This window comes from Bacillus sp. Root920, assembly GCF_001429445.1.
Lineage (GTDB): Bacteria > Bacillota > Bacilli > Bacillales > Bacillaceae > Bacillus > Bacillus safensis.
In genome coordinates this window covers 13,530-26,463 of sequence record NZ_LMJV01000012.1, presented here as the reverse complement: position 1 = coordinate 26,463, position 12,934 = coordinate 13,530, and the positions used below count along the sequence as shown (strand labels likewise).

Here is a 12,934-nt window from a genome sequence, read left to right as displayed (position 1 = left end):
CACATCATCAAACGAAAGAGAGGCAGCAGTGAATGAAAGCAACTGGAATTGTACGCCGCATCGATGATTTAGGTAGAGTGGTTATTCCGAAGGAGATTCGCAGAACATTGCGCATCCGGGAAGGAGATCCGCTTGAGATTTTCGTCGACCGCGATGGAGAAGTAATTTTGAAGAAGTATTCGCCGATTAGTGAGCTAGGAGACTTTGCGAAGGAATATGCTGATGCATTATTCGACAGTCTGGGTCATTCCATCCTGATCTGTGATCGAGATACGTATATTGCTGTATCCGGCAGTTCGAAAAAAGAGTACTTGAACAAATCCATCAGTGATTTACTTGAACGAACAATGGATCAGCGTAATTCTGTGTTAGAAGAAAATAAAAAAGAAATTCAACTTGTCGATGGTATTGATGATGACGTATCTGCTTATACCATTGCACCTATTGTTGCGAACGGAGATCCGATTGGCGCCGTCGTCTTATTTTCTAAAGAGCGTTCAATGGGAGAAGTGGAGCATAAAGCGGCAGAAACGGCAGCTGGCTTCTTAGCCCGTCAAATGGAACATTAGGTCTAATAACTCTATATCATCTTGATAAAATGAAAGAATGCCGATGAAATCATTTGATTTTGTCGGTTTTTTATATGGGATGAAACAAAACGAGACATGTGCCGTCTACTCCTTAGAAAGAAACGCCTTTTCTTTCACGTATGATATAATGAGTGCGTTTAACTGTAGATCTATTTTAAAGGAGTCATCCATGAAAAATGCTGTGAATCAGCCGCACTGGCTTTTCCAGGGTGCGGTGATTTTGACCATCGCAGGCTTGTTATCAAAGGTACTAAGTGCCGTTTACCGTGTCCCATTTCAAAACATCGTAGGGGACACAGGGTTTTATATTTATCAGCAGGTATATCCATTCCTTGGCATTGCCATCATGCTTGGCACAACAGGTTTTCCTGTCATGGTGTCCAAGCTTTTGAGTGAGCATGGGGAAGAGAATCGACGGATCATTACAAGGGTATCCTTGGTCTATATCACTTTACTGAGCCTGGTCTTATTTCTTTGTCTTTACATAGGAGCAGGCACAATTGCGAGCCTTATGGCAGACAGTCAATTAATTCTGCTCATCCAGATGAGTGCTTTTGTGTTTCTATTTCTGCCGCTCACCGTGATGCTGAGGGGCGTTTTTCAGAGTGACGGTCTGATGCTTCCAACAGCTGTTTCTCAGTTGGTTGAGCAGCTCATCAGGGTAGGTGTTCTGCTTGTTTTATCCTTCTATTTCGTGAGGCACGGCTATTCGCTTTATGAAACAGGGGCGGGTGCGGTGTTCTCTTCTATCGCAGGAAGTGCGGCCTCGCTCATTTTGCTTCTTTTCCTTTGGCTGACCTATCGAAAGCAGTCTGCTGCAAGTATGTCAGGCAAACAGGCGACACTTCGAAAAAAAGATGTTATGAAGAGTTTGGTGCTGTATACATTGACGATTTGTGTCAGCGGTTTGCTCATTTTATGGATGCAAATGATTGATGCTTTTCATCTGTATGCGTTGCTGCGCAGCGAGGGTCTCAGTGAAGCGGCGGCAAAGGCGGCGAAAGGTGTATATGACCGAGGCCAGCCTTTCTTACAGCTCGGAACGGTGTTTGCCATCAGCATCGGTACCTCTCTTGTACCATTTTTATCGGCTGCCATGAGGAATGGAGAGCATGAAACGATACGGCAAAAAGTTCGGTCATCGGTTAAGACCACGTCGGTATTAGGGATTGGGTCAGCGGTTGGACTGATTTGTATTTTAGCACCAGTCAATACAATGCTTTTTCGTAATGACTTAGGCACCGATGCCTTGCAAATATTCTGTATATCGATCGCCTTTACGTCGATTGCTATTACGCAGGCGGCTTTACTGCAAGGGCTCGGGCATACTGTGTACCCTGCTGTTGTGGTGGTCCTCAGCGTGCTGGTGAAATGGATTCTAACAATTGAGTTTGTACCGTTATTTGGCATCCACGGTGCCGCGTGGTCAACTGTATGTGGTTTTCTCACAGCAGCCGTGCTCAATGCCGTTTATTTAAAGCATAAAGGATGGATTTCATTGAGAGAGCTGTTCCCGGTGAAAATTCTTTTATCAGCCGCCTTCATGGCTGTTGTCTTAATGGGATATCAGGCTCTGTTTTCATGGGTGCTCCCCTTTGAAAAACGTCCGTTTTCCGTTTTAGAGAGCCTGACATCAGTTTTTATTGGTGGTTTCGCCTTTTTATATAGTATTCTTAAGCTAGAAGTATTTACGGACGAGGAATGGAGACTCATTCCATTAGGAAAAAAGATTTTATATTTTAAACAGATGAGAGGGAATCAAAATGGCAGGTAAGATTACCGTCGTCGGTCTCGGGGCAGGCGACATGGATCAGCTGACGCTCGGTGTATTTAAGCAGCTGAAGCAGGCGAAAGAAGTATTTATGAGAACGCAGGATCATCCGCTTACCGCAGAGTTAATGCAGGAGGTCCCAGCTCTCACCTTTTTTGATGAAATTTATGAAAAGCACGATCAGTTTGATCATGTGTATCAGGAAATTACCGAAATATTATTTGCAGAGGCAGCGGAAAAAGACATTGTGTACGCAGTACCTGGTCATCCATTTGTAGCAGAAAAGACCGTACAGCTGCTCGTCGCCGGGCAGAAAGAGCGCGGGATTGAGGTGTCTTTCGCTGGTGGACAAAGCTTTCTAGATGCGACATTCAACTCCTTGCAGATTGACCCCATCGAGGGATTACAATTCGTTGATGCAGGGGATATGAGAGCGGATGATCTAAAATTAACCCAGCACGTCCTGATTTGTCAGGTATATGATCAGATGACAGCTTCGAATGTGAAACTCACGCTGATGGAAAAGCTCCCTGACGATTATGAAGTTTATATTGTGACAGCAGCTGGAAGCAGTCAGGAACAGATTACTGCCGTTCCTTTATTTGAACTTGATCGAGATGTGTCGATAAATAACTTAACGAGTGTTTATGTTCCTCCGATTCAAGATGAACAGCTGCTTTATCAACAATTTGACACCTTCCGTGACGTCATACGTACATTAAGAGGTCCGGGCGGCTGTCCATGGGATCAAAAACAAACCAATGAATCACTCAAACCATATTTAATTGAAGAATGCTATGAACTGCTTGAAGCGATAGATGAAGATGACCCAGATCATATGGTGGAAGAGCTCGGCGATGTGCTGCTGCAGGTGCTGCTTCACGCTCAAATTGGCGAAGATGACGGTTATTTCTCAATCGATGACGTCATTCAGCATGTCACAGAAAAAATGATTCGGCGCCACCCCCATGTGTTTGGTGACACGAATGTTTCTGAGGCAGCAGATGTGGTGGCCAACTGGGAAAAAATCAAACAGCAGGAGAAGCCAGAGCGGACCGGTTCTATTTTGCAATCGATTCCGGCGACACTTCCAGCACTAACAAAGGCATATAAGCTCCAAAAGAAAGCTGCCAAAGTAGGCTTTGATTGGACAGATGTTCAAGACATTTGGAACAAATACGAAGAAGAAAAGCAGGAATTTCTCGTTGAAGTGGCAGAGAAGACGGACGAAGGTGCAACGAAGCAGATGAAAGATGAATTTGGAGATCTTTTGTTTGTTCTCGTCAATATTGGCAGGTTCTATCACCTAGAGCCTGAAACGGCACTCGCTTCTGCCAACACAAAATTCATACGGCGCTTTCAGCATATCGAACAAAAAGCAAAGGACATGGGCCGTTCATTAGATGACTTAACGCTAGAGGAAATGGACGATCTATGGAACGATGCGAAACGCATAGAAAGAGGTGAACACACATGAGACTAGATAAATTTTTAAAAGTGTCCCGTTTAATTAAAAGAAGAACATTGGCAAAAGAAGTAGCTGATCAAGGCAGGATATCTATTAACGGAACACAGGCGAAAGCAAGCTCTGACGTGAAAGAAGGAGATGAGCTGCAAATCCGCTTTGGTCAAAAACTAGTGACTGTTCAAGTCAACGAGTTAAAGGACACGACGAAAAAAGAAGAAGCGGCTGGCATGTATACTGTGCTAAAAGAAGAAAAAACAGCAGAATAGGGCTTGTTCTAAATGACCCTCTTATCACATACAATGCAGTAACATGCAAGTATGAGATATGGGGGATGTATAGATGAATCAATATTATAATCAACCTCAAGGCACGAAGCTGTCATCAGACGCGGAGCACAATGTCACAATGCGAAACAGAAAGCATTTAGATATTACTGGTGTCAAACAAGTGGAAAGCTTTGATAGTGAGGAATTTCTGCTGGAGACGGTCATGGGGATTCTCGCCATCCGTGGAGAAAATCTGCAAATGAAAAACCTAGACGTCGAAAAGGGCGTTGTGTCGATTAAAGGACGTGTTTTTGATTTAATCTATGTTGATGAGCAGCACGGGGAGAAAGCTAAAGGGTTTTTTAGCAAGCTGTTTAAATGACGCTGACAGTCCAGTTTTATACGATGCTTTCCATGGCGGCGATGGGCATCTGGCTGGGCGCATCGCTTGATACGTACAAGCTGTTTGTGAACCGGGAAAAAACAGCAAAATGGCTTTTGGTTATCCACGATCTCCTTTTTTGGATGGTACAGGGTCTCTTATTCTTTTACGTCCTGCTGCTGACAAATGAGGGAGAATTCAGGCTTTATATTTTTCTAGCTGTTGCTCTAGGTTTCTCGATGTATCAGGCATTGATGAAACATTTGTATCTCAAGATTCTCAAGTTTATCATGATGTGTGTATATCAGACTGTTCTCTTCCTAAAAAGGCTGGTCATGTCGGTTGTCTTCCAGCCGATCCGCTGGATGATCACATTGATTATAAGTGCTATTCTGTTCTTGCTCCACTCGCTCTTACGTCTTGTTCGTTTTACGTTTCGGCTCGTGTGGAAGGTGCTGTCGATTGTTTGTTATCCGCTCATCTGGTTACTCAATGTGACCATTATTCATCGGATTCCCGAAAAATGGCGAACATCAATGAGATTGTTTTTCTCAAAAGGAGCAGGAATTTTACAAGGGGCCAAGAAATTATCTGGTACCATCAAAACGAAATGGAAACAATTCTGGACAAAGTAAGAGAGGAGGCCTTCAATTTTGAACAAGAGAAAAAGAAATATCGCACAAATTCAAAATGATTACCAAAAACAAATGGAACAGCAAGCGCAGCGCTTAAAACGCAAACGTCGCGGACTCCTTAGAAGGCTTACCGTGTTTGGTGTAATCGTGCTCATGTTTGCTGTCTTGGTGACAAGTGCCCTCTGGTCGCAATCGTCTTCACTAAAGGAAAAAGAAGAGAAGAAGGTTGCGCTCGAAAAAGAGTTGAAGCAATTACAAACAAAGCAGGAAGATATTTCTGATGAAATTAAGAAGCTGAAAAGCAAGGAATACGTACTCGAACTGGCACGACGGGACTATTATATGTCCAAAAAAGGCGAAAAAATCTTTGATGTGGGCAATAAGAGCGATTAGCCTTGTTGACACTTAAAATTCAGTTTATGTATAATTGAACAAATGAGATTTTTTTATAAGTCTAAGGAGGAGCACTTTTTTTATGTCGATTGAAGTTGGCAGCAAGTTACAAGGGAAAGTTACGGGCATTACAAATTTTGGAGCTTTTGTGGAGTTGCCAGGCGGTTCAACTGGTCTCGTTCATATCAGTGAGGTAGCCGATAACTATGTAAAAGATATTAATGAGCATTTAAAAGTCGGTGAACAAGTTGAAGTGAAAGTGATTAACGTTGAAAAAGACGGTAAAATCGGCTTGTCCATTAAAAAAGCAAAAGATCGTCCTCAACAACAATCAAGACCAAGCAGAAATGATTTCCGTCCGAAGGAATCGTTTGAACAAAAAATGAACAAATTCTTAAAAGATAGCGAAGATCGCTTAACATCTTTAAAACGTAACACGGAATCAAAACGTGGGGGGCGCGGAGCAAGAAGAGGTTAACTTGTTGCTGCTTTCTATATATTTTCACAACAAAGCATCTGCTGTTCAGCAGGTGCTTTTTTTCATGATCCATCCGACATTTTTTGAGATTTCGTCATTTAATTTAAAACTTTCTATTGACGGACAAGCGAATCCTTTGTATTATAGTTCTTGTGCTTCTTAGCGCATTTTCATTATGGCGGTGTAGCTCAGCTGGCTAGAGCGTACGGTTCATACCCGTGAGGTCGGGGGTTCGATCCCCTCCGCCGCTATCCTTTTAACTAGAACATAAAGCAAGGCCCGTTGGTCAAGCGGTTAAGACACCGCCCTTTCACGGCGGTAACACGGGTTCGAATCCCGTACGGGTCATCTTCGAAACAGCTTTCTATAGGAAAGCTGTTTTTTTGTGCCTTCGTAAAATTGTGATGAAAGACATCGACTTTCATGAAAGTATGCCTCTTTGACGAATAAAGCGTCGAACGTTTTATGGAAACGACAACTTCTTTTGACAAAATTTCTTTTTCACCTTCGCTATAATGACAAGCAACGAATATCAGGTGGGGGATGAGAAGATGGAAAAACTAGAAAGAAGAACTGATTTAACAGGAGCGGGGTTTGAAAGAATCAGTGCGGGATTAAAAAAGATGAAAAACCTGTTTCTTCATCACACGCATTCTCTTTTTTTCTATAAAGGGTTTATTTATGTTGTTCTAGGCTTTTTATTAGGACGAGCCTTTATATTATCTGAAATTATGCCGTTTGCTCTGCCTTTCTTTGGCTCCATGCTGCTTATTAAAAGAGATAAGGCGATGCTTGCTTGTTTAGCATTACTCGCTGGGGCGATGACGATATCACCTCAAAATGCATTGTTTGTGTTTGCGTCGCTGCTCATGTTTCTCCTTATGTCAAAGGTGGTTTCTTTCATCATCAAAGACCCAGTGAAAACATTACCGGTTGTCATTGTTCTCTCAATGCTGATCACCCGGGGAGCGTTTGTTTACTTAGAGCAAGGTGCTGTGCAAAGTTATGATTACGTCATGGCGGGTGTCGAAGCAGGACTTGCCTTCATTTTGACTCTGATTTTCCTTCAAAGCCTGCCGATTTTTACAGTCAGGAAAATTAAACACTCTTTAAAGGTCGAAGAAATTATTTGTTTTATGATTTTAATTGCCTCAGTTTTAACTGGTCTTGCTGGGATCACTTTTCAAGGAATGCAGGCAGAGCATATTTTGTCACGTTATGTAGTGCTGACATTTGCCTTTATTGGCGGAGCCAGTATTGGTTGTACGGTCGGTGTTGTGACAGGATTAATTCTCGGTCTCGCTAACATCGGAAACCTTTATCAGATGAGTCTTCTTGCCTTTTCAGGCTTATTAGGCGGATTGCTGAAAGAAGGGAAGAAAGCAGGGGCAGCCATCGGCTTAATTGTGGGTTCCTTACTCATTTCACTGTACGGGGAAGGGTCAGCAGGTCTCATGACCACACTGTATGAATCACTTATAGCGGTTGCGCTCTTTTTACTCACGCCGCAATCAGTTACTTCCAAGGTAGCGAAATACATTCCTGGTACGGTAGAGCATGTACAAGAGCAGCAGCAATATGCTCGGAAGGTACGAGACGTGACAGCAAAAAAGGTAGATCAATTCTCTCATGTATTTCATGCGCTGTCTGAGAGTTTTGCGACATTTTACGAATCCATTCCTGAAGAGAAGAAGCAGGAAGAGGATGTAGATCTTTTTTTAAGTACGATCACAGAACGATCCTGTCAAACGTGCTATAAGAAAAATAAATGCTGGGTGCAGAACTTTGATACAACCTATGAACTAATGAAACAAGTTATGCATGAATCTGATGAAAAAACGTATGAGCATAACCGAAAATTGAAAAAGAAATTTAGTCAGCACTGCTCAAAATCAAAACATGTTGAGGAATTGATCGAAGAGGAGATCGCTTACTATAAAGCCAACCAGACACTGAAGAAAAAAGTCCAAGACAGCAGGCGTCTTGTCGCTGAACAGCTGATGGGGGTCTCACAAGTGATGGAGGATTTTTCCCGGGAAATAAAACGAGAAAGAGAGCAGCATTTTATTCAGGAAGAGCAGATGATAGAAGCACTTCAGCACTTTGGCATTGAAATTCAGCAAGTAGAAATCTATAGCTTGGAGCAGGGAAATGTGGATATTGAAATGAGAATCCCATATTGCCAAGGGCATGGGGAATGTGAAAAAATCATTGCTCCAATGCTTTCGGATATTTTAGAAGAACAGATTTTAGTCAAAGCAGAACAGTGTGCAGAGCATCCAACAGGCTATTGCCACGTTGTATTTGGCTCTGCTAAATCATACCGAGTGGCTACAGGCGTGGCACATGCAGCAAAAGGCGGAGGACTGGTATCTGGAGACAGCTACAGCATGATGGAGCTTGGAGCAGGCAAGTATGCCGCAGCTATTAGTGATGGAATGGGCAACGGAGCACGTGCTCATTTTGAAAGCAATGAAACGATTAAGCTGTTAGAAAAAATATTGGCGTCAGGTATCAATGAAAAAGTGGCGATTAAAACCATTAATAGTATTTTATCTTTACGAACGACGGACGAGATCTATTCCACATTGGATTTATCGATCATTGATTTACAGGATGCGAGCTGTAAGTTCCTCAAGATTGGTTCAACACCCAGCTTTATTAAACGGGGTGATCAGGTGATGAAGGTACAAGCAAGCAACTTGCCAATCGGTATTATTGATGAATTCGAAGTCGAGGTTGTGAGTGAACAGATGAAGGCAGGAGACCTATTGATTATGATGAGTGACGGTATTTTTGAGGGGCCAAAGCATATTGAAAATCATGATCTGTGGGTGAAACGGAAAATGAAAAGCTTTAAAACAGAAGATCCCCAAGAAATTGCTGATTTATTAATGGAAGAGGTTATTCGAACAAGAGCAGGCCAAATTGACGACGATATGACAGTTGTTGTCATCAGGCTCGACCACAACACACCAAAATGGGCTTCCATTCCGACCGGTACATTCTATCTTGAGAAACAAGAGATTTCTTAATATATCGTATAATATGAATTTCTTCTGGCGATGATGGGGATATAAGCATTCAGTTACAATCCCAGGAGGAATGAAGATGCGAAAAGGTCACGTCAACCAAATCTTATTGATTACAGATGGCTGCTCAAATCACGGGGAAGATCCGCTTGCGATTGCCTCATTGGCAAAGGAACAAGGGATTACAGTCAATGTCATTGGCATTATGGAAGAAAACAGACACGATCATGAAGCGATGAAGGAAGTGGAGGGGATTGCTCTCGCAGGCGGAGGCATCCATCAAGTTGTCTATGTCCAGCAGTTATCTCAAACAGTACAAATGGTCACAAAAAAAGCGATGACACAAACGCTACAAGGTGTTGTGAATAAAGAATTGCAGCAAATTCTCGGCAAAGATGCTGAAATTGAAGAACTTCCACCTGATAAGCGCGGGGAAGTAATGGAGGTTGTCGATGAGTTAGGAGAGACGGTTCACCTTCAAGTACTCGTGCTTGTTGATACAAGTGCAAGTATGAAACCGAAGCTGCCAACCGTCAAAGAAGCACTTATCGACCTTTCTATCAGTTTAAATTCAAGAATTGGAGAAAATCAGTTTGGGATGTGTGTATTTCCCGGGAAAAACTCAGATGCTGAAATTGTGTTGAATTGGACGCCTCGATTCGATTCATTATCATCTATTTTCCCAAAACTGACCACTGGAGGCATCACCCCAACGGGACCAGCGCTTCGGGAAGCACTTCAGCATTTCAAATCAGTTCGTTCACGCAAAGGGCTGCTTGAAGCAAAGGAAGAGCATGATGATGAATTCGGATTCTAACATCCCGTTAGGCACGGTGATTCAAGGGAAATGGCACCACCATCATTACCGTATTGTAAAAGAGCTTGGAAAAGGGGCGAACGGTGTTGTCTATCTGGCCGAATCGCCACATGGGCAAGCGGCCCTTAAAGTGAGTGATGACAGTATGCTCATTGCATCTGAAGTCAATGTATTAAAATCCTTTTCAAAGGCTCCTGTGAAAACCATGGGGCCTTCTTTTTATGATATGGATGATGCGATTTATCCAGGTATGCCTCAAAAACGCTCCTTTTATGTGATGGAATATGTCAGAGGTCCATTATTGCTTGAATTTGTGAAACATAAGGGTGATGAGTGGATCGTTGTTTTGATGATTCAGCTTTTATCCAGTCTGGCTCATTTACATCAGGAAGGATGGATTTTTGGTGACTTAAAGCCGGATAATCTCATTGTTTCTGGTCCCCCGGCAACGATTCGGTGCATTGATGTGGGAGGAACGACGAAAGCAGGCAGGGCAATTAAGGAGTATACCGAGTTTTTTGATCGAGGCTATTGGGGGTTTGGCACAAGAAAAGCTGAACCATCGTATGATTTATTTGCCCTGACCATGGTGATGGTCAACTGTGCGTATAAGAAAGAATTCAAAAAAGGAGCAGAACCAGAAAAGCAGCTTTATCGAGCCATTGAAGGACATCCTTTATTAAAGCGATATGAAAGGGTGTTAAAGGCTGCTCTACAAGGTAAATATCAATCAGCAGCAGACATGAAAAGCGCGATGCTGAAAGAAGGACAGCTGATTGCAACAAGAAAAACGCGCCAAAAGAAGCAGCAGCAAAAAAACGCGCCAAAACCCGCTATTAATCAAAATCAACAAGTGGCTACACGATCGCGGGCTGCAGCAGCAAAAAGAACGTCAGCACGCAAAAAATCAGGCGGTCTTTTTGAAACCATTCTTATCGTGTGCAGTGTACTCGCTCTTTACTGTGCATATGTGGTTTTGTTCCTGTTGTAGAGCTGTAAAAAAGCAGGCTTCTTCTTTGCTTGGAGCTACTGAAAGTGATAGGATATGTATATCTTTAAATTACCTGCTCTTTGTGAGGAGGAAGTTGTGAATAGAATTGAATCTTTTTTGAAAAAGCATGATGTTTACCTTGAAAATACGACAGTCATTGTCGGGGTTTCCGGCGGACCGGATTCCATGCTCTTACTGCATGAACTTAACAAGCGCCGCAAAGGTTCCTATCAGCTGATTGCAGCCCATGTAGATCACATGTTCAGAGGAGAAGAGTCCTTTGCTGATTTGGCATTTGTTGAGGCTTACTGTAAGGAGCACGAGATCCCTTTTGAATCGTCCCGCATACAGGTCACCCAATATGCAAAAGAAAACCGCTTAAACAAACAGGCAGCTGCAAGGGAGTGCAGATATGCTTTCTTTCGTCAATTGATGGAGCAATACAACGCTCAATTTATAGCGCTTGCACATCATGGAGACGACCAAGTAGAAACAATGTTGATGAGACTTGCGAGAGGGACTGTTGGTATAGGACTCGCGGGTATCCAAGCAAAACGTCCTTTTCAAAATGGGTGGCTGATTCGACCGCTCATTGGATACTCTAAGGACGACGTACTAAAAGCTTGTGAAAAAGAACATGTCCCCTATGTCATTGATCAAAGCAATCATACGGATGACTACTTGAGAAACCGGGTAAGAAGACACATTCTTCCCGTGTTAAAAGAAGAGGCACCTCATGTACATGAAAGCTTTCAGTTTGTAAGTGACATGCTGACTGAGGATGAGCAATACTTGCAGGCTTTAACAAAGGAACAAATGAACCAAGTGATAACGAGTCAATCGCCTAAGCAAATTGAGATCAAAACGAAGCCTTTGCTTGACCTGCCTTTGCCTTTACAAAGAAGAGGCATTCAACTAATATTAAACTATCTTTATGAAAACACTCAATCAGCGTTTTCAAACCAGCATATTCTAGGGACTTTAGACTGGTTATCTCATACCGATCAACCGTCTGGATCATTAGATTTGCCAAAAGGTTTACAAGCTGTCAAGTCTTATGATCACTGTATGTTTACCTTTGAACGATCGCATGTATTAGACCAGTCTTATGCTCTTCACTTAAAGGTTGAGCTCGGAGAAGAGCTTTTTCTCCCAAATGGACAGTCTATCGCCGTATCAAATCATGTTCCGAAGGATGCACGGAACGGAAACCATTTTTTCTTGCTTCAAAAAGATCATGTTCGTCTCCCTTTGATCATTCGCTCACGAAAAAATGGTGATCGAATCAAACTTAAAGGGATGAATGGATCAAAAAAGGTGAAGGATATATTTATTGATAAAAAAGTGCCTCTTGCAGAAAGAGACAGCTGGCCGATCGTCACTGACTCGGATCATCAAATCATCTGGATCCCAGGTCTGAAAAAATCCGTTTTTGAAGAAATTGATATGACAAACAGCGATCTCATTGTATTACAATATAGACAGCACGAAAATTTGTAGGGGGCAAGCAAAAGCATGAAACAAGATATTGAAAAGATTTTGATCTCAGAAGAAGAGATCCAGCAAAAAGTGAAGGAACTGGGTGCAACATTAACCAGTGATTATGATGGTAAATTTCCCCTGGCTATTGGTGTTTTGAAAGGGGCTCTTCCATTCATGGCAGACCTGATCAAACACATTGATACATATTTAGAACTTGATTTTATGGATGTATCTAGCTACGGAAAGTCTACCGTATCTTCTGGAGAAGTAAAGATCATTAAGGATCTAGATACTTCTGTTGAAGGAAGAGATATTTTGATTATGGAAGATATCATCGACAGTGGGTTAACTTTGAGCTATCTGGTAGAGCTTTTCCGATACCGTAAAGCAAATTCCATTAAAATTGTGACATTGCTTGATAAACCAAGCGGCCGCAAAGCAGACATCAAAGCAGATTATGTTGGATTTGAAGTGCCAGATGCATTTGTTGTCGGCTATGGATTGGATTTTGCTGAACGTTACCGAAACCTCCCGTATATTGGAGTGTTAAAACCATCTGTTTACGAAGGCTAATCAGCATACGTATACATGAGGTTATTGGTTGTGTTGGAATGATTTTCTATGATACT

12 protein-coding genes, 2 tRNA genes and 1 pseudogene are annotated in these 12,934 nt (G+C 42.4%); all 15 read left to right on the top strand.

Annotation, left to right across the window (positions count from 1 at the left end; translation table 11 throughout):
- Window positions 1–32 precede the first annotated feature (32 nt).
- The 15 genes and pseudogenes from spoVT (at window position 33) to hpt (ending at window position 12,878) form a co-directional block, all read left to right on the top strand.
- Entirely contained in the window at window positions 33–569 is a 537-nt protein-coding gene (gene spoVT, locus ASE42_RS17605; protein WP_024427194.1) for a stage V sporulation protein T, read from the top strand.
- A 190-nt stretch (window positions 570–759) separates the two neighbouring features.
- Window positions 760–2,364, top strand: a complete 1,605-nt coding sequence (locus ASE42_RS17600) for a polysaccharide biosynthesis protein (RefSeq protein WP_056768429.1) — start codon at window positions 760–762, stop codon at window positions 2,362–2,364.
- Window positions 2,354–3,838 (top strand): nucleoside triphosphate pyrophosphohydrolase, encoded by a 1,485-nt coding sequence (mazG, locus tag ASE42_RS17595; protein ID WP_056768428.1) that lies wholly within the window; start codon window positions 2,354–2,356, stop codon window positions 3,836–3,838. Before ASE42_RS17600 ends, mazG begins: the two co-directional genes overlap by 11 nt.
- A complete protein-coding gene (locus tag ASE42_RS17590) occupies window positions 3,835–4,095 on the top strand; it encodes an RNA-binding S4 domain-containing protein (RefSeq protein WP_008341839.1) in 261 nt (86 codons plus the stop codon). The genes mazG and ASE42_RS17590 overlap by 4 nt, the downstream gene beginning before the upstream one ends.
- 73 nt (window positions 4,096–4,168) lie before the next feature.
- On the top strand, window positions 4,169–4,477 hold the full coding sequence (gene yabP / locus ASE42_RS17585; protein ID WP_024425646.1) for a sporulation protein YabP: 309 nt from the start codon (window positions 4,169–4,171) through the stop codon (window positions 4,475–4,477).
- Window positions 4,474–5,112, top strand: a complete 639-nt coding sequence (gene yabQ, locus ASE42_RS17580) for a spore cortex biosynthesis protein YabQ (RefSeq protein WP_041105727.1) — start codon at window positions 4,474–4,476, stop codon at window positions 5,110–5,112. The genes yabP and yabQ overlap by 4 nt, the downstream gene beginning before the upstream one ends.
- A gap of 18 nt (window positions 5,113–5,130) precedes the next feature.
- A complete protein-coding gene (locus ASE42_RS17575; protein WP_003217952.1) occupies window positions 5,131–5,505 on the top strand; it encodes an FtsB family cell division protein in 375 nt (124 codons plus the stop codon).
- Window positions 5,506–5,587: 82 nt separating this feature from the next.
- On the top strand, window positions 5,588–5,983 hold the full coding sequence (locus ASE42_RS17570) for a S1 domain-containing RNA-binding protein (RefSeq protein ID WP_008357409.1): 396 nt from the start codon (window positions 5,588–5,590) through the stop codon (window positions 5,981–5,983).
- Window positions 5,984–6,160: 177 nt separating this feature from the next.
- Window positions 6,161–6,234: transfer RNA gene (locus tag ASE42_RS17565), tRNA-Met, on the top strand.
- 25 nt (window positions 6,235–6,259) lie between these two features.
- Window positions 6,260–6,331, top strand: a tRNA-Glu gene (locus tag ASE42_RS17560).
- A 203-nt stretch (window positions 6,332–6,534) separates the two neighbouring features.
- The gene (spoIIE, locus tag ASE42_RS17555; protein ID WP_024425648.1) at window positions 6,535–9,018 is read left to right on the top strand and encodes a stage II sporulation protein E; all 2,484 of its coding nucleotides are present in this window, start codon (window positions 6,535–6,537) and stop codon (window positions 9,016–9,018) included.
- A gap of 76 nt (window positions 9,019–9,094) precedes the next feature.
- Window positions 9,095–9,832 (top strand): vWA domain-containing protein, encoded by a 738-nt coding sequence (locus ASE42_RS17550; RefSeq protein WP_034284249.1) that lies wholly within the window; start codon window positions 9,095–9,097, stop codon window positions 9,830–9,832.
- Complete coding sequence (locus ASE42_RS17545) at window positions 9,816–10,823, top strand: protein kinase domain-containing protein (protein ID WP_041105745.1); 1,008 nt, start codon at window positions 9,816–9,818, stop codon at window positions 10,821–10,823. Before ASE42_RS17550 ends, ASE42_RS17545 begins: the two co-directional genes overlap by 17 nt.
- A gap of 96 nt (window positions 10,824–10,919) precedes the next feature.
- A pseudogene (gene tilS / locus ASE42_RS17540) lies at window positions 10,920–12,342 on the top strand (tRNA lysidine(34) synthetase TilS).
- On the top strand, window positions 12,339–12,878 hold the full coding sequence (gene hpt / locus ASE42_RS17535) for a hypoxanthine phosphoribosyltransferase (RefSeq protein ID WP_008357399.1): 540 nt from the start codon (window positions 12,339–12,341) through the stop codon (window positions 12,876–12,878). The pseudogene tilS and the gene hpt overlap by 4 nt, the downstream one beginning before the upstream one ends.
- The last annotated feature ends 56 nt before the right edge of the window (window positions 12,879–12,934 follow it).

Bases quoted from the DNA above. Each gene is read 5' to 3' on its own strand.
- spoIIE (WP_024425648.1), top strand. From the start codon at position 6,535: ATGGAAAAACTAGAAAGAAGAACTGATTTAACAGGAGCGGGGTTTGAA.
- ASE42_RS17545 (WP_041105745.1), top strand. From the start codon at position 9,816: ATGAATTCGGATTCTAACATCCCGTTAGGCACGGTGATTCAAGGGAAA.
- yabQ (WP_041105727.1), top strand. From the start codon at position 4,474: ATGACGCTGACAGTCCAGTTTTATACGATGCTTTCCATGGCGGCGATG.
- yabP (WP_024425646.1), top strand. From the start codon at position 4,169: ATGAATCAATATTATAATCAACCTCAAGGCACGAAGCTGTCATCAGAC.
- ASE42_RS17570 (WP_008357409.1), top strand. From the start codon at position 5,588: ATGTCGATTGAAGTTGGCAGCAAGTTACAAGGGAAAGTTACGGGCATT.
- hpt (WP_008357399.1), top strand. From the start codon at position 12,339: ATGAAACAAGATATTGAAAAGATTTTGATCTCAGAAGAAGAGATCCAG.
- ASE42_RS17590 (WP_008341839.1), top strand. From the start codon at position 3,835: ATGAGACTAGATAAATTTTTAAAAGTGTCCCGTTTAATTAAAAGAAGA.
- ASE42_RS17600 (WP_056768429.1), top strand. From the start codon at position 760: ATGAAAAATGCTGTGAATCAGCCGCACTGGCTTTTCCAGGGTGCGGTG.
- mazG (WP_056768428.1), top strand. From the start codon at position 2,354: ATGGCAGGTAAGATTACCGTCGTCGGTCTCGGGGCAGGCGACATGGAT.
- spoVT (WP_024427194.1), top strand. From the start codon at position 33: ATGAAAGCAACTGGAATTGTACGCCGCATCGATGATTTAGGTAGAGTG.
- ASE42_RS17550 (WP_034284249.1), top strand. From the start codon at position 9,095: ATGCGAAAAGGTCACGTCAACCAAATCTTATTGATTACAGATGGCTGC.